Consider the following 16681-nt stretch of genomic DNA (forward strand, 5'->3'; position numbering starts at 1 on the left):
GCCACGGCTCGGTCTGCGGGCCCGGCTGCTCGTCCTGGGCGTGTTCGGGCTGGTGCTCGGGTTCGCGCTCGGCGGCGCGCTGCTGCTCGGCGCGCTCGGCTGGACGTTGCAGCGTTCGGTCGACGCGGAGGCGCTGCGCACCGCCGACGCGGTGGCGCTGCTCACCGCCGAGGACGCGCTGCCCGATCCGCTGCCGGTGGCCGGTGGGCAACTGCGCGTGCAGGTGGTGGACGCGCGCGGCCGGATCCGGGCCGCCTCGATCGACGCGGATCGCCTCGTGCCGATGCTGGGCCCGGACCGGCTGCGGCCCGGGCAGCGGCAGCGGCTGGTGGTGGACGGGCAGCGGGTCGGCCTGTCCGGGCCGGTCCGGGTGGTGACCGTGCCGGCCGGCACGCCGGCGGAGCCGCGTACGGTGCTGGTCGCAAAGTCGCTGTCGGACGTGCGACACAGCCTGCATGTGGTGCGCAACCTGCTGCTGGTCGGCTTCCCGCTGCTGGTGGCCGGCCTGGCGGTGGTGGCGTGGCGGGTGGTGGGCGCGACGCTGCGCCCGGTGGAGGAGCTGCGCAGCGGCGCCGCCGAGATCACCGGGCGGGCCGGGGCGGAGCGGCTGCCGGTGCCGGCCGGGCGGGACGAGATCCACCGGCTGGCGGTGACCCTCAACGACATGCTGGACCGGCTGGCCGCGTCCCGGGACCGGCAGCGGGCGTTCGTCGCCGACGCCGCGCACGAGCTGCGCAGCCCGCTGACCAACATCCGGACGGAGCTGGAGGTGGCCCGGCGTCTCGGCGACGCCACCGACTGGCCGGCGGTGGCCGACGACCTGCTCGCCGACACCGAGCGACTGGCCCGCCTCATCGACGACCTGCTGCTGCTGGCCCGCCTCGACGAGCAGGCGCCGGCCGATNTGGGCCCGGTGGAGCTGGGCGAGCTGCTGCGCGGGGTGGCCGCCCGCTGTCCGTCCCCGCCGGTGCGGTGGACGCCGTCGGCCGGGACGTGGTGGATCGAGGGCGATCCGGGGGAGCTGCGCCGGGTCCTGGTCAACCTGGTGGAGAACGCGATGCGGCACGCGCACGCCGAGGTGCGGCTGGCGGTGACCGGCCCGACGCTGGTGGGGGAGCGGGCGTACCACCTGGTCACGGTGACCGACGACGGGCCGGGCATCCCGGCGGCGGACCGGGAGCGGGTGTTCGCCCGGTTCACCCGGCTGGACGACGCGCGGGCCCGCGACGCCGGTGGCGCGGGCCTCGGCCTGGCCATCGTGCGCGAGCTGGTACGCCGCGCCGGCGGCACGGTGGAGCTGACCGACGCCGCCCCGGATGCGGCCGCGCCGGCTCAAGCCGGGCCGGTCGGTGCCGGGCCGGTCGGTGCCTTGCCGGTCAAGGCCGGGCCGGGTCTGCGGGTGACGGTGCGGCTGCCCGCGCTCGTCGAAACCGATCCGGAGTGACCGGTCAGCGGCGTCGCTTGGTGCAGACCGGGCCGGTGCGGGCGACCCGGTCGGTGGACCAGACCAGCGCCACGGTGAAGCAGTAGTCGGTGGTGCGGTCGAGCCCGTAGGCGATGTATTCGGCCGAGCCGGCCGGCAGCGTCTCGAACGTGTGCTGCGGCTGCCCGGCCCGGCCTCCGGCGATCACCACCGGGCCTTCCGCGCCGGCCGGGTACGTCCAGCTCAGCACGATGTTGTCGCGCCGGTCGGTGAGGGTGAGCCGGCCCGGCGGGGTGCCCGGGGAGGCGGGCGGCGGCGCCTTCGGGGTGGGCCGGGCCGAGGTGGGCGGGGCGCTCGACGACGCGGCCGGGGTGTCGCCGGTGCCGCCCACCTTGGACACTCCGGCGATCACCGCGATGGTGCCGAGCAGCAGCGCTACCACCACCCCGAGCACCGCCAGCGGCAACCAGGGCCGTTCGCGCCGGGGGGCGACGGGCGGCCGGGGCACGTGCACCGGCAGGTAACGCGACGGCGCCTCGGGCGCGGGGGCCGGCGGCACCCGGCGTACGCCCGCGGGCGCGTCCTCGGTGAGCCCGACCACGCTCGGCGGCAACGCGTCCGGGCCCGAACGCCAGCGCTGGTCGGTCGGCCCGTCCGGGCCGGACCGCCAGGGTCGGTCGGCGGGCTGGTCCGGGCCGGACCGCCACGGCTGGTCGGTCGGCTCCTCGGGGCCCGGCCGCCAGGGTCGGTCGGCAGGCTCGTCCGGGCCCGGCCGCCAGGGTTGGTCGGCCGGTTCGTCCGGCGGCCACGGGTAGTCGTCGAACGTCTCGCCGCCGGCCTCCGGCGGGGTGCGGGGCGTCGGCACGTGCGCGGCGTCGGCGGCCCGGTCCCGCGGCTGGTAGAGCGGCGTCTCGACCGGGTCGTCGAGCGCGGGCGGCGTGTAGGGCGGCAGGTCGGGCGGCCCCTCGGCGGGCGGTGGGACCCGGGCGGCGGGCACCACCGGTGTCTCCCGGGCGGGCGGCTCGGGCGCGGCGCAGACGTGGTCGGGGTCGGCGGCGGCCCGGGCCAGGCCGGCGACCTGCACGGCGAGCGGGTCGTCCACGGCCAGGTGCTGGCGGCACAGGTCCTCGGCGAGCGCCAGGTGCTCGTGGGCGTCGGCGTACCGGCCGCAGTCGCGTTCCATCGCGCCGAGCTTGGCCAGCATCTTGATGCCGTTGGGATGGTCGTCGCCGTAGACCTCGCGGTGCAGCTCCCAGGCGTCGGCGAGGCGGTCGCGGGCCACGTCGCACTGGCCGCGGGCGTACTCCACCGTGGCCAGGTCGGCGTGCGCGGCCAGCACCCGCTGCGACTCGGGCCCGTCCTGGGCGGTCAGCTCGATGATGACGTCGGAGTAGAGCCGGGCGGCCCGGGCGTCGCTGCCGACCCGGTGCAGCACCGCGGCCAGGGTGGCGGCGGCGGTGACGGTGTGCTCGTCGGAACGCCCGTACAGCCGGGTGTTGGCGGCGTACGCGAACGCGGCCCAGCCGCGGGCGGCGTGTGGCTCGCCGAGCGCCACGAGCAGCCGGGCCTGGAGCCCGGCCGCCTCGGCCAGCTCGGGGGAGGCGTTGGCGGGGCGCGGATCGGCGTCGCTGAGCGCGTCGGCGAGCAACCGTTGCGCGCCGGTGAGGTCGCCTTCGGACACCAGTTGGTGCGCCTGGAGGGTCAGGTCAGCGAAGCCGGAGGACACGCCCCATCGTGCGCATTCGGCGACGTTATGTACAACCCCCGGAGTGGATCAGTTTGGCGTCGATCCGGTCAGGTGGTCGGCGAGCGTCTCGCTGATCCGGCGGAGCTGGTCGACCTGGGCGGGGCTGAGCGCGTCGAACAGGTGCCGGCGTACCCCCTCGACGTGGCCGGGGGCGGCGGCGGCCAGGGTGGCGAAGCCGTCCTCGGTGAGCACGGCGAGCTGGCCGCGCCGGTCGGTGGGGCAGTCCTCCCGGCGGATCCAGCCGGCGGCCTCCAGCCGGGCGGCGGCGTGCGAGAGCCGGCTGCGGGAGGAACCGGTGGCGTCGGCCAGCTCGCTCATCCGCAGCCGCCGGTCGGGGGCCTCGGAGAGGCGGACCAGGATCTCGTAGTAGGCATGCGGCATCCCGGCGTCGCGTTGCAGCTCGCGGTCGAGCGTGTCCATCAGCGCGCGGGAGGCGGCCAGGAACGCCCGCCAGGTCCGCTGCTCGTCGGGGTCCAACCACCGGGTCATGACGCCCATCATAGCGCCAATGGTTGAACGCTCAACAAAATCGGGGTACGGTCGGTGTCATGGGAATCCACCGGCTCAACCATGCCGTCCTCTACGTCAGTGACCTGGAGCGCAGCGTCGCCTTCTACCGCGACGTNTCCAGGCGCCCGACTCCACCAACGACCACGACCTCGGGCTGTTCGAGGTCGGCGCGGCGGCCGGGGCGTCCCAGGCCGGCCGGGCCACCGTCGGCCTCTACCACCTCGCCTGGGAGCTGGACACGCTCGACGAGCTGGGTGCCACCGCCGAGCGGCTGGCCGCCGCCGGCGCCCTGGTCGGCACGTCCGACCACGGCACCACCAAGAGCCTCTACGGCCGCGACCCGGACGGGCTGGAGTTCGAGATCGTCTGGATCGTCCCCGCCGACCTGCTGGACGACGCCGCGCTCGCCGCGCGCAAGCGGATCGGCCGGCTCGACCTCGACCGCGAACGGCAGCGCTACGGCGGCCAGACCCGTGGCGGCGTGGGCATCTCCGTCCCGGCCTGAGCGGGGTGCCCGGCCGGGCCGGTCGCGCGGTGCGGTAGAAACGGCACCATGCCGACCGATGCCGTCCTGCGCGAGCTGCTCGTCCGCCAGCTCGATTACTGGCTGCCCGCGGCGCTGCACCGTGCCCGGCGGGCCACGCTCGCCCTCGCGTACGCCGGGGGTGACGCGACCGGCGCGGAGGCGGCGCTGCGTGTGGTGGCCGGATTCGCCGACCGGCTGCGCGGGCGGCGACTGACCGTGCTGGTGGTGGCCGACGGCGGCCCGGAGCTGGCGACCCGGCTCGGCGCGGCCGAGGCCGCCCTGCCGGCCGACACGGCCGTGCACGTGGTGCCCGGCCGGCCGGACCGGCTGCCGGTGGCGCTGAAGGCGGCCGGTGCGGCGGGTGCGCCGCTGCTCACCGTGGTCGACGGCGCCGAGCCCGACCCGGCCCTGCTGGCCGCCGCCGTGTCCGGTCGCCCGGCCGAGCTGCTGCTGCTCACCGCGCCCGGCCGCGCGCTGCGCCCGGCGCTGACCGCCGCCGGCTTCCCGCTGGTCGCCGAGGTCGAGCTGGTGCCCGGCGGGGACGCGCCGGCCCGCCTGCTCGGGTACGCCACCGGCTCCGACCGCGGCCTGGAGGCGATGAAGGAGGCGCTCTGGGCGCTCGACGGGGACGCCGGGGTGCGATACCGCGACCCGGCCGACCCGACGGGCCGGGTGCTCGACGTCGGCCCCGACCCGGAGCTCGACCCGCTGGGCCGCGAGCTGCTGGCCGAGTTGGGCCGCGTCGGCCCGCGTACGGTGACCGAGCTGCGCCGCTTCGCCGCCACCGCCACCATCTACCGGGCCGCCGACGCGAACCGGGCGCTCGCGCCGCTGCTCGCCGCCGGCGCGGTCATCCGCGACCCGGAGCACGGCCGCCTCGGCGGGGACGTGGTGATCCGCGCGTCGACCGCCGGATCGCCGGCCTGACGTCGGAACGAACGAGCGGGGTGCCGGCGAACCGCCGNTGTCCTGCTTCCAGGAGAGCGGCCCCGGAAGGTCCACGCGGTGGGCGCGGGTGTTCGAGTTCCAGGACCAGCGGCCGATCTTGATGCTCCACGAGGAGAACCCGTTCTGGGTGAAGTGGAGGATCAGCGGGCCGTACTTCTTGCGCTTGCGGAACTGGACGCCCATCGGGGGTACCTCCCTCATCTCCCTGCCTCTGCGACATCGAACATGCCCGGTTCGGCGATTCGCGAAACCCGGTCGGGTCCGCTCTGGACGGTGGGCGTACCGCCCGGCACAATCTCTATCCAACGGGTAGGTATTAAGGAGCGATAAATGCTGGTGGAGGCGGTTGGTAACAAAGCCAGCGACGAAAGTCTCAATGACTGGAAGAGCGTTGACCGGCGGGAAGAGCGGTCGGCAGCATGAGGGCATGTCGCAGCGGGACGAGCTCCTCCTCACCGCTCGTGTGCACGTCGACCTGGTCCGGCACGCGAGCGCGCTCTGTTGAGCCCAGCGCTCGTCCAGCTCGCCGCTCCCGCGCGGGCCCCCTCCTCGACGTCACGACCGCCTGAGAGGACCGCCCATGTCCCGGACCCTCCATCTCAACGCCTTCCTGATGGGTGTCGGCCACCACGAGGCCGCCTGGCGACACCCGTACACCGACCCGACCCGCCTGGCCGACGTGCGGCACTTCCAGGAGCTGGCCCGCATCGCCGAGCGGGGCACGCTCGACTCGGTCTTCCTCGCCGACGGGCTGGCCGTCGGCCCCGCCGTGCGACACAACATCCAGGCCGTCTTCGAGCCACTGACGCTGCTCGCCGCGCTGGCCACCGCCACCGAGCACATCGGCCTGATCGCCACCGCCTCCACCACCTACACCGAGCCGTACCACCTGGCCCGCGCGTTCGCCTCGCTCGACCACCTCAGCGGCGGACGGGCCGGCTGGAACATCGTCACCTCGGCCCAGGCCCGGGAGGCGCGCAACTTCAACCTCGACGACCACCCGGCGCACGCCGACCGCTACCGCCGCGCCGCCGAGTACGTCGACGTGGCGATCAAGCTCTGGGACAGCTGGGAGGACGACGCGCTGGTCCTCGACCCCGCCGCCGGCGTGTTCGCCGACACCGACCGGGTGCACGAGATCGCACACCACGGCGAGCGGTTCCGGGTGGCCGGGCCACTCAACACCCCCCGCCCGCCGCAGGGCCGGCCGCTGCTGGTGCAGGCCGGCTCCTCGCTGGACGGCATCGCGTTCGCCGCCCGCCACGCCGACGCCGTCTTCACCGCCCAGCAGACGCTCACCGACGGCCAGGCGTTCTACACCGCACTCAAGCGGACCACCGCCGACGCCGGCCGCGACCCGGAACTGATCAAGGTGCTTCCCGGTATCGCGCCGGTGATCGGGGGTACCGAGAGCGAGGCCCGTGCCCTCGCCGACGAACTGGAGGCGCTGATCGTGCCCGAGCACGCCCTCGCCCAACTCTCCGGCATGACCGGGCTCGACCTCACCGGCCTGCCGCTGGACGGCCCGCTGCCCGACCTGCCCGACGCCGCCGCCGTGCAGGCCCACCGGAGCCGCTACCAACTCGTGGTCGACCTGGCCCGGCGGGAACGGCTCACCCTCCGGCAACTCATCGGCCGGCTCGGCGGCGGGCGCGGGCACCGCGTCGTGGTCGGCACCCCGGAACAGATCGCCGACCAGATCGAGCTCTGGTTCACCCAGGGCGCCGCCGACGGATTCAACGTCATGCCACCGCTGTTACCCCACGGACTGGAGGCCTTCGTGGACCACGTCGTACCCCTGCTGCGCCGGCGCGGGCTGTTCCGGTCCGCCTACACCGGGCGCACCCTGCGCGAGCACTACGGCCTGCCCCGACCGGCCAGCGTCTACGCCACACGAGAGCTGGTGGCGTCGTGACCACCGTGGACCGGCCCGGTGCCGGCACCATCGAGCTGCGCCCGGTCGACGTCGACTCGTTCCGCGGCCTGCTGCGCCGCCAGGCCTCCACGGTCACCGTGGTGACCACGCCCGGCCTGCACGGCGGTCGGCTCCTGCCCACGCTGCCCCCGGCCGGCTTCACCGCCACCTCGTTCACCTCGGTGTCGCTGGATCCGCCGCTGGTCTCGGTCTGCCTCGGCCGCGCGTCGTCGAGCTGGCCGACCATCGCGCACGCCGAGCACATGGCGGTGCACCTGCTCGCCGCCGACCAGCAGGAGATCGCCCAGATCTTCGCCACCAGCGGCATCGACCGGTTCACCGCCCACCCGGGCTGGACCACCGGGCCGTTCGGGGTGCCGCTGATCGGTGACGCACATGCCGTGCTGCTGTGCCGGGTGGTCCGCCGGATCACCGCCGACGACCACACCATCGTGGTCGGGGAGCCGCTCGCGCTCGGCGCCGGCGAGGACGGCGACCCGCTGCTGCACCACCGCGGTAGCTGCACCACCACCGTCGACGACCGGACCGACCCGTGGTGACCAGCACCACCGAGGAACTGCTCGCGCTCGACCGGGCCGCCCAGGACCTGCTGTTCCGGGCGGCCCGCACGGCCAACGCGTTCACCGACGAACCGGTCGACGACGCGCAGGTCCGGGCCGTGCACGACCTGATCCGGTACGGCCCGACCGCGATGAACGCCCAGCCGCTGCGGGTGCTGCTGCTGCGCTCCCCGGAGGCGCGGGCGAGGCTGCTGCCCTACGTCAGCGCCGGCAACCGGGACAAGACGGCCACCGCGCCGCTGACCGCGGTGCTCGCCGCCGACGTGGACTGGCACGACCGGCTACCCGAGCTGTTCCCGCACCGCGCGGGCGCGCGGGACTGGTTCGCCGGGGACCCGGCCGGCCGCGAGGTCCAGGCCCGGTTCAACGCCGCGCTCCAGATCGGCTACCTGGTGATCGGGGTACGCGCCGCCGGGCTGGCCGCCGGCCCGATGGCCGGGTTCGACCCGGCCGGGGTGGAACGCGAGTTCTTCCCCGACGGGCGGCACCGGGCGCTGCTGCTGATGAACATCGGCCGCCCGGCGGTGGACGCCTGGCGGGAACGGCTGCCGAGGCTGCCGTACGAAGACGTGGTCACCGAGCTGTGACCGGCCGGGTCAGCGCGGCTCCCACGCGTCCGGCTGGGCGGTCAACCGGCGTACATGGGCCGGCAGCCGGCCGCTGACCAGCTCGTCCAGGCTCACCTCGTCGACCACCCGCCGCACCGACGCGCGCACGGCCACCCAGAGCCGGGGCAGGTTCTCCGCCGCCCCCTCGTACCGGGTCTCCTCGGGACGCAGCCCGCGTACCCCGGCCAGGGGGCCGTCGACGGCGCGCAACACCTGCCCGATGGTGACGTCGCGCGGCGGCCGGGCCAGGGTGTAGCCGCCCTCGGCGCCGCGTTGGGCCCGGACGATCCCGGACCGCCGCAGGTCGGCCAGGACCGCTTCGAGGAACTTGCGGGGCATGTCCTGCTCCGCCGCGATGGCCTGGGTGGACAGCAGGGTGGGGTACGCGATGGCCAGGCTCAGGGCCGCCCGGACCGCGTAGTCGCCGCGCGCGGAGATCTGCACCCTGCCATCATGCCCGGCCGGCAGGGGTGGGGGAGTCGGTGGGCGGACGTTGTCGCACCGGACGCAGGGGCAGCGGCTGTTCCCGGGCCGCCCGGAAGACCCCCGGGCTCACCCCGACCTCGCGGGTGAAGAAGCGGCCGAAGTTGGTCGGCTCGGGAAAACCGAGCCCCCGGCCGATCCGGGCGATCGGCTCGTCGGTGGCGGCGAGCAGGCGGCGGGCCTGCAACGCCACCCGCTCGTCGATGACCTGCTTGGCGCTGCGGCCGGTCACCGCCAGACAGGCCCGGGTCAGGGTACGCACCGAGCAGCCGAGCCGGGCGGCGTAGTCCTCCACCCGGCGGGTGTGCCGGTAGTCGCGTTCCACCTCCCGGCACAGCCGCCGGAACGTCTCCGTCTCGGCCCGCGGCCCGTCCCCGTGGTGCGGCAGCAGGCTCAACCGCAGCAGCAGCACGGCGAGCTGGTGACGCAGCAGCGCCGCCGCGGCGGGCACCAGCGCGTGTCGGTCGGCGTCCACCGCCAACTGGGTCACCTCGCCGATCACCGCGTCCTGGTCCTCGCCGGCGAGCTGACGGTGGGTCGGCACCGCGCCCGGGTCGACGTCGAGGCCGCGCAGCGCGTCCGGCCCCCAGCTCACCACCGTGGCGTCGAGCTGCGGCCCGAGGCAGCGCAGCGCCTGACCGGCCCGGCCGCGCACCAGCGTGCCCGGCCGGCAGGGCAACGCCCGGAAGTCCAGTTCGGCCGTGCCGTGGCCGTGGGTGACCAGGATCAGCAGGTCACGGTCGAGGAGGACCGGACGGGGCCAGCCGGGTACGGTGGGCAGGTCGTCGAGCACACCGGTGACGATCCCGTCGGTGCCGAGGCGGGGCTCCGCCAGGCCGGTGCGGGTGGCCGGGGAGGGCGGACCGGTGGTGACCATCATCCCGACGGTAACCGGCCCGGCAGCAGCTTGCACCTCGACGGTTGCACCCCGCGCGGGCGCCCTTGTCGGCACGCCCTGGCGGCGGTTAGGTTACCGATCGGTAGCGCGCGGACCGGCCGACCGGCCCGCGGGACGGCGATGGGATGGGCATGACGGATCTGTTCTCGGTCGACGGCAAGACGGTCCTGGTCACCGGCGGTTCCCGGGGGATCGGGCTGATGATCGCGCGCGGATTCGTGCGGGCCGGCGCCACGGTCGTCATCTCCTCGCGCAAGGCCGACGTGTGCGAGTCGGTCGCCGCGGAACTCTCCGCCGAGGGGCACTGCGAGGCCATTCCGGCCGACCTGGGCAGCGACGAGGGCGCGCTGGCGCTGGCCGAGGCCGTGCGGCAGCGCCACGACCGGCTGCACGTCCTGGTCAACAACGCGGGCGCGACGTGGGGTGCGCCGCTGGAGGCGTACCCGGAGGGCGCCTTCGACAAGCTCTGGGCGGTCAACGTCAAGGCCGTGTTCCGGCTCACCACCGCGCTGCTGCCGGAGCTACGCGCCGCCGCCGACGCCGACGACCCGGCCCGTGTGATCAACATCGGGTCGATCGACGGGATCCGGGTGCCCTGGATGGAGGTGTACGCCTACTCCGCCACCAAGGCGGCCGTGCACATGCTCACCCGCAGCCTGGCCCACCAGCTCGCCGGCGAGGCGATCACAGTCAACGCGATCGCGCCGGGGCCGTTCGAGAGCAAGATGATGGCGTTCGCGCTCGACGACCCGGAGTCGCGGGCCGCGATCGAGCAGCAGGTGCCGCTGGGCCGGATCGGGCGACCGGAGGACATGGCGGGCACCGCGATCTACCTCGCGTCGCGCGCCGGCGCGTACCTGACCGGAGCGGTGATCCCGGTCGACGGCGGGATCACCACGCACGGCTGAGGCCGTACCCCCGGGGTCGGACGGGCCGGGGCCGCGCGGACCGGCGAGGTCCGCGCGGCCCCGGATGTCGGGCGGGGTCAGCGCCCGGCGAGCAACCGGTTCACCGCGGTGTCGACGTCCAGGTGCTCGGCCTCCCGGCCGCGCGGGACGACGACGTAGGTCCGGCGCAGGAAGCGCACCAGCACGCTGCGCGGAACCTCGAACAGGGCGTTGCCGTCCGGGGACGACAGCGCCAGCGCGACGAAGTCGCCGCGCGGGGTGGCCCACGGCCAGACCCGCACATCACCGATGCCGGCCGGCTCGTCGAGCCCGGTGACCAGCAGTTCGCGAGCGAACGACCAGCTCACCGCCTCGCCACCGGCGGATTCGGCGTGGAACAGGACATGGACCGCATACGGGTCAGCAGGGTCGTAACGCAGGCTGGCACGCACCGGCAAGGCGGTGGCGTCAGGCGCGACGAGCCTTAGCGACGTCTCGACCTCAACGGTCGTCGGTCGGATGACACTCATGGACGTTCTCCCCCCGGCACCGCGTGCGGAACGCGCGTGTCCCGCTTTTCCCATACTCAGGTGCTGCTCCTGGCTACGCTCCGCCATACGCTGACTTCACCCAGTGGTGGGAAGGGGGTCGGAAAGCCTTCGAGAACGTGAATACCCGTGTAGGATTTCCGGTCCACCCACTCCGTCGTCCCCGCCCGGCAACGGGTGGTTCAGTCGTCGACTACTCCGGTAACGTCCGGTGCTCGGCAGGAGTGACGGTCCCGGGCGACACTGGGGGTGGAAATGGTCCGGAAGGCGGGGGTGCGAGGTGCCGGTTGACGGGCGCGCGCGCGACGCTCTGCTGGATCGGCGGCGACGGGGCTGGCACGGACGCGTGCACACCACGCTCGACCTCATCCGCGCCAACCCCACCGGCCGCATCGCCCTCAAGATATTCATCGGCATCCTCGGCGCGATCGTGGTCACCGTCGGCATCGTGCTCATCCCGCTGCCCGGCCCCGGGTGGCTGCTCGTCATCGCCGGCCTCGGCGTCTGGGCGGTCGAGTTCCACTGGGCCCGCCGGCTGCTGGCGTTCACCCGCCGGCACGTCAACGCCTGGACGCGTTGGGCGACCAGCCGCTCACTGGGCGTACGCTTCCTGCTGGGCGCGGTCGGGTTGGCCTTCGTCTCCGTGGTGGTGTGGCTGTCGCTGAAGTACAGCCTCGGCATCGACGTGGTGGCGCGGGCGATGCACTACCTCACGACGCACTGAGGGCCGGTTTTTGGTCCGGGGCCGTGATCCGGTAGAGTCATGGGCGCTGAGGGCGATTAGCTCAGCGGGAGAGCGCTTCGTTCACACCGAAGAGGTCACTGGTTCGATCCCAGTATCGCCCACCGTAAATGTATGCAGGTCAGAAGCCCGTCGCCGGAACTACCGGTAACGGGCTTCGCCGCTGTTACCCCTTAGACTGGGAGCAGATTGGGAGCATGGCGCTCCCGCCCTATGGTTGCCTGGCAGCCCCTTCGGCCCTCGGCGGGCGTTCGCCGGCGTCCGCTCGCTCGGATCGATTAGTGGTGAACTCCACGCGCGACGAGCTTGGACACATCTCCTGCGATCCGCAGCGACTGCAGTCCCGGCAGCTGGCCGGAGTGCCCTCAAAGGCGTGAGGAGGACCTGCGGGTCGCCGGTCACAGCAGCTCGAACGGCGGAGCACTCTCTCTCGTGGGGAGGTCAGAACGCCAAGGGCGGTGCGCGAGATATGCCGCGCATGAGGGCGTTGGCCGTAAACGCCTTACCCCACAAGGCAACGCGGCAGAGGCCTCAGCGTCGGCCAGAAGAACCGGCGACGCGTCCGCCGGATCCGAGGGGCTACCGGCCGAGTCCTGCGTCCTATGGACGACCATAGGCCGCTGACCGTGAGCAGCTGGACCTGACTGGTAGCAACGGCAGAGCCAGGCGCTCCTGCCCCCTCGCGGCCCCCACTGGCGCGACGTTCACCCCCGATGGACCCTGCAGCGATGCCGCCGCCTGACACGCAGCCTTCGCCATCGCCGGCCGCCACCTCGCCGACGCCGCGCACACCGGACGATGTCAACGCCGGCTGAAATTTGGTTCTGGCACACATTCTGTGATTGATCTTGTTGTTCGCTCATGGGGTGGTCAGGACGCGTTTGCGGAGGAGGTCGAGGTTCGCCCGGCCATACATCTGTCGCTTGATCGTCTTGATGCGGTTGACCTGGCCCTCGACCGGGCCTGAGCTCCAGGGCTGAGCGAGGCCGGCGACGACGGGCGTCACGGTCGCCGGCCAGGCCGGCGGCGAAGCCGCGGAGTTCGGGGTATCCGGCGTGGCGGGCTCGGTCGATCCAGGCGTCAAGGTGCTGCCCGGTGCCCTGATGGCGGACCAGCGCGGCGAACCCGCGGGCGAGGCCGGCGACGGTGTCGAGGTCCGGGCAGCGGCGGCGGGCGTCGGCGAGATCAGCGCGGTCGTCGTCGGTGAGTTTGTGGCCGGGTCGCATGCTCCAGGCGGTGATCCGCCGGGCCGACGGCACCCGGACTGCGGTCGAAGGGGCAGGCCGGATGCGGTTGATGGCGAGCCAGCCCCGCAGCACCCGCAAGCTGCCGTGATAGCCGTGGGCCACGATCTCGGCGTGCAGCACGGCTGTCTGGTAAACGCCGTCGGTGAGGCGTTGGCGCAGGTAGGGGTGGAACGGGGCGAGGACGCTGGGTCGGCTGCTGGCGTTCGGGCCAATCAACGCCTCGGCGGTGGCGGCATGGGCGTACTTGCGGGCGGTTCTGACGTTCATGTCGAGGCGGCGGGCGGTCGCACTGATCGACAGCCCTTCGGCACGCACAGCATGTACGGCCGCGTGGCGTTGGCGGGTGTTCGCCGCCCGACGTCCCGCCCTGACCGGCTCGTCGGTCGACGCGGCCAAGGCGGGAGTCGAGTCGGTGTGCTCCCGTAGGCATCGGCGGTGTCCACGGATGATTTTCTCGAGGGTGTCGCTGAGGTTCTTGAGCAGGTGTCATCTGTCGGCGATCTGGATCGCGTCAGGTGCTCCCTTGCGGGCGCCCTCGGCATAGCTGCCGCCTCGGTCGCGGCAGATAATTTGAACGCCAGGATGGTCGCGCAGCCAGGCGGCGAGGACGTCGGCGGTGCGGTCGGGCAGAACGTCGATCGGTCGGCGGGTATGCATGTCGAGCAGCACCGTCGCATATCGGTGCCCACGACGGCGGGCGAAGTCGTCCACGCCCAGAACCGTCGGCGTCATCGGCGACGGATCGGGCATCCTCCGAATCATCCGGATCAACGTCATCCGTGACACCGCCAGCCGCTGCGCCAACCGGCTGCCCGCCCGGCCGCCCAGCGCCACCGCGACGGCTTCCAAGTCGCTTGCTGCCAAAACGGTGTTACGGGCATGCCGCCGCGTCAGACCCGGCACTTGCTCGACGAACGTCCGCCGCTGGCAGCTGCTCTCGCCGCAAGCGAATCGGCGGACTGTCAATGCGACCAGCACCTCATGGCCACCCAACCTGACATCGGCCAGCCGCCGCACATAGCGACCATGCACTGTGGCCGACCAGGTGCCGCAGGCGACACACCGTGCCTGCACCGTCTGTGTCGTCGCGTTGATCCTGACCCCGGCGGCCCGAACCACCACCGCTTCCAGCCGCAGGTCCGTCAGGTGCGGCAGCAACGCCGAAATGATCTCCACCTGGGCACCCAACCCGAACTACCGGCGAGCAGAACTCACAAAATGTGTGCCAGAGCCCGTAATCCTGACCTCGGAAAACTCGGCACTTCGCCAAGTCCTAGCAATATGCTCGTCGGGTGTCTGTCAATTACGTCGTGGCGGCGCAGCCGGTGGACCATGGTTCCATTCGTCCACTCGGTCGATCACCGTCTCCTGCTGCGACTGGCCCTGGTTGGACCGGGCGACGCTCAGGCGTTGCCGGCGGATGGCTTTGTAGCCCCGATGAGCTGGCCCTCAGGCTGCGGGTGGGGTTTGCTCCCGCAGCCGCTTTGGAGCTGCGACCTGCTGTCAACGCCGGCTGAGCTTTCAGGCGGAGCCGACATCCCCGTTGATGACGAGATGGGCGCCGTCGCTCAGTCGCCCTCACTGTCCGTACCCTCGGGTACAGCAGCAAGCCCGCCCAGGTCTTCAAACCGTCGGTTGGCCAGCTCGGTAAGCCGCTGCAACTGCCTACGCAGGCTGAGCCGCAGTCCTGTGTTTTGAAGACTCCGCTCTGAGATCCTGCTGCTAAGTCTGGCGGCGACGGCCGCCCGTCTGGCGATCCTGAGATCAGGATGCCCGAGGCGGGCGCGGGTTTCGGCAGACAAGACATCGAAACGCACGCTGGCCGGCACGCTGGGAACGTTGGCTACGGCTGGCACACGTTTTTCGTTGAAAAGCGTTTCCGAGAACCGTTGCTCGACTGCGTACTCGAGCGCGGCTACGAAGTCTCTAGCCNTAGTGGATCTAATACGCCCATTGCGACGGCATCCGTCCGCTGGTTTGTCAGGTGGCGCCTAATTCGAGTGCTGACGCCCTCGGTTGTCTTCCCCACATACATGGCGATGCCGTCGAAATCATAGAGGGCGTAAACGCCGTAGCTGCCTGAACCGACCCTCCTGTCGCCGATTTGCCAGTCATGTCTCCGGTTTCGATGTCCCGCTCGCAGTTCAATGCCACGGGCCATTTCTTCTCTTTTGGCCTCCGTTGCGGCCAGTTCTGCGAGAGCCTCCCCCAGGCTAGATCGAACCGGCTTTAGGTCAGCTTTGCACTGTTTGAGGCCCCGGCGAGGCGCGGGAGCGGCCAAGATTTTATTCAGGCGCTCCAGCCCCTCAGCTTCCACAGCCCTTAGGCCTGATACCTCTTCAGTCAGCTCATAGATGAGGTGGTCCAACTCGTCCACTGTCTGGTCAAGAGCCCTGAGGGCTGCTGCGTCCTGGTCAAGCGTCAGGTTCAGCCCATCTGCGAATAATTGGTAGAACTCGTGAATATCGGGCGTATCGGTGTCGTAGTGCGGCTGCGGGACCAGTCCGGGCATGGCTTCAGAGGTTAGCGCTCGGTGGGTGGCTAGTAGAGGAGGGGTGGCTGGCGCGCCTAGGGTGATGACCGCGGCGGACCGCCCCTAGAGATCAGTCCTCTTCGCTAGACTTATCTAGCGAAGAGGCGGGCGACGCCCCTGCTGATCCCAAAACGTTACGCACAATAAGAGCGGCCTGCTCAACCCGAACGTGTTCCCAGACTCGGACGACCGTCCATCCAGCCTGATCAAGCGCTCGCCGGCACCGCCATCGTTACGTTCGTCGTCTTCGTCCGGCTCGTTAGGTGCGAACGGCATCAGGCAGACTGAAATCTGGCGCTGCCCGCGTCGCAGGCTTGCTTCCCCCGCCGCTGCACTTCAATGCCTGACGCTGGTTGGTGTGAAACTACAGCGAGAGCACCTCCTCGGGCCTCCGTGAGGTGACCGCCTCCTCGTAGCCGCTCGCAAGGTCACTGAGGAATGCCTCCAGGTCGCCGCCGTGGCTATCCATGGCCATGCGGCGCACCTCTTCAGCGAGCCGGCGTCCGTCGATCAGCACGATAGGGTACTGGTCCTCCACCATCTCTTCCTGTGCGTTACGGCTGTAATCGCTGGTAGTGACATAGACACCGATCCAGCCGCGCCGCAGGCGGGCCACCACACGGGCAAGCTCCTCAGCGCTCACTGACTTGTCGAGGCGACACTTGGCCTGCCCTAGGACAACGAGCGAAGTTAGCGCGCTCTCGCTGCCCACATCCAGCCGCCCAACGAAATCCACACCCCTGTCGCCGCTTCCTCGTGTCAGCCAGCCCTCGTGATAAACGGCTCCTTGGCCGCGAAAGACCCTGGCGGCGACCCGAGCGGCCAGTAGCTCGAACCGGTGTTGCCGTCCTTGATAGAAGTCGTAGATGCGCCCGAGAATTTGAGCCTCAACACTGCCGCGATCGGGTTGCTGGTCGCCCTTGGAGCGAACGCGTAAGGTCGCGACCTTGCGACGGAGGCGAGGCAGCAACGGGTCGCCGTGCTCGACCCAGCGCAACCAGGATCGCGGGGCGTGACGGTGCGTTTCCTGAGAGCGCGTTTGGTTTGTGGGTGGGTCGGGTGTGCCGCACAGTGGGTCCGGTCGA

General features: G+C 71.9%; 17 protein-coding genes, 1 tRNA gene and 1 pseudogene. 10 read left to right on the forward strand and 9 right to left on the reverse strand.

Annotated features, from left to right (window positions below; genetic code table 11):
- Window positions 1-13: 13 nt before the first annotated feature.
- Window positions 14-1444, forward strand: coding sequence for a sensor histidine kinase (locus tag B1205_RS01215; RefSeq protein WP_441338428.1), 1431 nt, complete (start codon window positions 14-16; stop codon window positions 1442-1444).
- Window positions 1445-1448: 4 nt separating this feature from the next.
- Here B1205_RS01215 and B1205_RS01220 read toward each other — a convergent pair whose 3' ends face one another.
- Window positions 1449-3149, reverse strand: coding sequence for a tetratricopeptide repeat protein (locus tag B1205_RS01220; RefSeq protein WP_089153913.1), 1701 nt, complete (start codon window positions 3147-3149; stop codon window positions 1449-1451).
- 48 nt (window positions 3150-3197) lie between these two features.
- Window positions 3198-3668, reverse strand: a complete 471-nt coding sequence (locus tag B1205_RS01225) for a MarR family winged helix-turn-helix transcriptional regulator (protein ID WP_089153914.1) — start codon at window positions 3666-3668, stop codon at window positions 3198-3200.
- 166 nt (window positions 3669-3834) lie between these two features.
- Here B1205_RS01225 and B1205_RS01230 point away from each other — a divergent pair, with 166 nt between their 5' ends.
- Window positions 3835-4185, forward strand: coding sequence for a VOC family protein (locus B1205_RS01230; protein ID WP_254909624.1), 351 nt, complete (start codon window positions 3835-3837; stop codon window positions 4183-4185).
- A gap of 48 nt (window positions 4186-4233) precedes the next feature.
- Complete coding sequence (locus B1205_RS01235) at window positions 4234-5133, forward strand: hypothetical protein (protein WP_089153915.1); 900 nt, start codon at window positions 4234-4236, stop codon at window positions 5131-5133.
- A 39-nt stretch (window positions 5134-5172) separates the two neighbouring features.
- Here the strand turns inward: B1205_RS01235 and B1205_RS30605 are convergent.
- Window positions 5173-5337, reverse strand: a pseudogene (locus tag B1205_RS30605) (DUF4236 domain-containing protein); the annotation flags it as partial.
- Window positions 5338-5581: 244 nt separating this feature from the next.
- Between B1205_RS30605 and B1205_RS32830 the strand changes: the two are divergent.
- The 4 genes from B1205_RS32830 to B1205_RS01255 all read left to right on the forward strand — a co-directional run bounded on the left by B1205_RS32830 (window position 5582) and on the right by B1205_RS01255 (window position 8237).
- Window positions 5582-5659, forward strand: coding sequence for a putative leader peptide (locus B1205_RS32830; protein ID WP_349881247.1), 78 nt, complete (start codon window positions 5582-5584; stop codon window positions 5657-5659).
- Window positions 5660-5734: 75 nt separating this feature from the next.
- Complete coding sequence (locus B1205_RS01245; protein WP_089153916.1) at window positions 5735-7069, forward strand: LLM class flavin-dependent oxidoreductase; 1335 nt, start codon at window positions 5735-5737, stop codon at window positions 7067-7069.
- Window positions 7066-7629 carry a flavin reductase family protein gene (locus B1205_RS01250; RefSeq protein ID WP_089153917.1) on the forward strand — a complete coding sequence of 188 codons (564 nt, stop codon included), beginning with the start codon at window positions 7066-7068 and terminating at the stop codon, window positions 7627-7629. Before B1205_RS01245 ends, B1205_RS01250 begins: the two co-directional genes overlap by 4 nt.
- The gene (locus B1205_RS01255) at window positions 7626-8237 is read left to right on the forward strand and encodes a malonic semialdehyde reductase (protein WP_089153938.1); all 612 of its coding nucleotides are present in this window, start codon (window positions 7626-7628) and stop codon (window positions 8235-8237) included. The genes B1205_RS01250 and B1205_RS01255 overlap by 4 nt, the downstream gene beginning before the upstream one ends.
- A 9-nt stretch (window positions 8238-8246) precedes the next feature.
- Here the strand turns inward: B1205_RS01255 and B1205_RS01260 are convergent, their stop codons facing one another.
- Together B1205_RS01260 and B1205_RS01265 are read right to left on the reverse strand one after the other, a co-directional pair.
- Window positions 8247-8702, reverse strand: a complete 456-nt coding sequence (locus B1205_RS01260) for an RrF2 family transcriptional regulator (protein ID WP_089153918.1) — start codon at window positions 8700-8702, stop codon at window positions 8247-8249.
- Between the two features lie 7 nt (window positions 8703-8709).
- Entirely contained in the window at window positions 8710-9621 is a 912-nt protein-coding gene (locus B1205_RS01265) for a helix-turn-helix transcriptional regulator (protein ID WP_089153919.1), read from the reverse strand.
- Window positions 9622-9770: 149 nt separating this feature from the next.
- On the opposite strand from B1205_RS01265, the gene B1205_RS01270 reads away from it, so the two are divergent.
- Window positions 9771-10547 carry a glucose 1-dehydrogenase gene (locus B1205_RS01270; RefSeq protein WP_089153939.1) on the forward strand — a complete coding sequence of 259 codons (777 nt, stop codon included), beginning with the start codon at window positions 9771-9773 and terminating at the stop codon, window positions 10545-10547.
- Between the two features lie 77 nt (window positions 10548-10624).
- Here the strand turns inward: B1205_RS01270 and B1205_RS01275 are convergent, their stop codons facing one another.
- On the reverse strand, window positions 10625-11056 hold the full coding sequence (locus tag B1205_RS01275; RefSeq protein ID WP_007457244.1) for an SsgA family sporulation/cell division regulator: 432 nt from the start codon (window positions 11054-11056) through the stop codon (window positions 10625-10627).
- A gap of 298 nt (window positions 11057-11354) precedes the next feature.
- Here B1205_RS01275 and B1205_RS01280 point away from each other — a divergent pair, with 298 nt between their 5' ends.
- Together B1205_RS01280 and B1205_RS01285 are read left to right on the forward strand one after the other, a co-directional pair.
- Entirely contained in the window at window positions 11355-11798 is a 444-nt protein-coding gene (locus B1205_RS01280) for a TIGR02611 family protein (protein WP_176308370.1), read from the forward strand.
- Window positions 11799-11848: 50 nt separating this feature from the next.
- Window positions 11849-11920, forward strand: a tRNA-Val gene (locus tag B1205_RS01285).
- Between the two features lie 600 nt (window positions 11921-12520).
- Here the strand turns inward: B1205_RS01285 and B1205_RS30610 are convergent.
- The 3 genes from B1205_RS30610 to B1205_RS01295 all read right to left on the reverse strand — a co-directional run.
- Window positions 12521-13459, reverse strand: a complete 939-nt coding sequence (locus B1205_RS30610; RefSeq protein WP_254909617.1) for a hypothetical protein — start codon at window positions 13457-13459, stop codon at window positions 12521-12523.
- Window positions 13460-13549: 90 nt separating this feature from the next.
- The gene (locus B1205_RS30615; protein ID WP_254909618.1) at window positions 13550-14239 is read right to left on the reverse strand and encodes an ISL3 family transposase; all 690 of its coding nucleotides are present in this window, start codon (window positions 14237-14239) and stop codon (window positions 13550-13552) included.
- 1721 nt (window positions 14240-15960) lie between these two features.
- Window positions 15961-16681: restriction endonuclease (locus tag B1205_RS01295; protein WP_140157953.1), on the reverse strand; the 721-nt coding region annotated here is incomplete at its 5' end.

Origin of the sequence: Micromonospora sp. NBS 11-29 (assembly GCF_002140155.1) — a bacterium.
Lineage (GTDB): Bacteria > Actinomycetota > Actinomycetes > Mycobacteriales > Micromonosporaceae > Micromonospora.

Coding starts and splice junctions, on each gene's coding strand:
- B1205_RS01225 (WP_089153914.1), bottom strand. CDS start 3,668: ATGGGCGTCATGACCCGGTGGTTGGACCCCGACGAGCAGCGGACCTGG.
- B1205_RS01235 (WP_089153915.1), top strand. CDS start 4,234: ATGCCGACCGATGCCGTCCTGCGCGAGCTGCTCGTCCGCCAGCTCGAT.
- B1205_RS32830 (WP_349881247.1), top strand. CDS start 5,582: ATGTCGCAGCGGGACGAGCTCCTCCTCACCGCTCGTGTGCACGTCGAC.
- B1205_RS01245 (WP_089153916.1), top strand. CDS start 5,735: ATGTCCCGGACCCTCCATCTCAACGCCTTCCTGATGGGTGTCGGCCAC.
- B1205_RS01265 (WP_089153919.1), bottom strand. CDS start 9,621: ATGATGGTCACCACCGGTCCGCCCTCCCCGGCCACCCGCACCGGCCTG.
- B1205_RS01270 (WP_089153939.1), top strand. CDS start 9,771: ATGACGGATCTGTTCTCGGTCGACGGCAAGACGGTCCTGGTCACCGGC.
- B1205_RS01275 (WP_007457244.1), bottom strand. CDS start 11,056: ATGAGTGTCATCCGACCGACGACCGTTGAGGTCGAGACGTCGCTAAGG.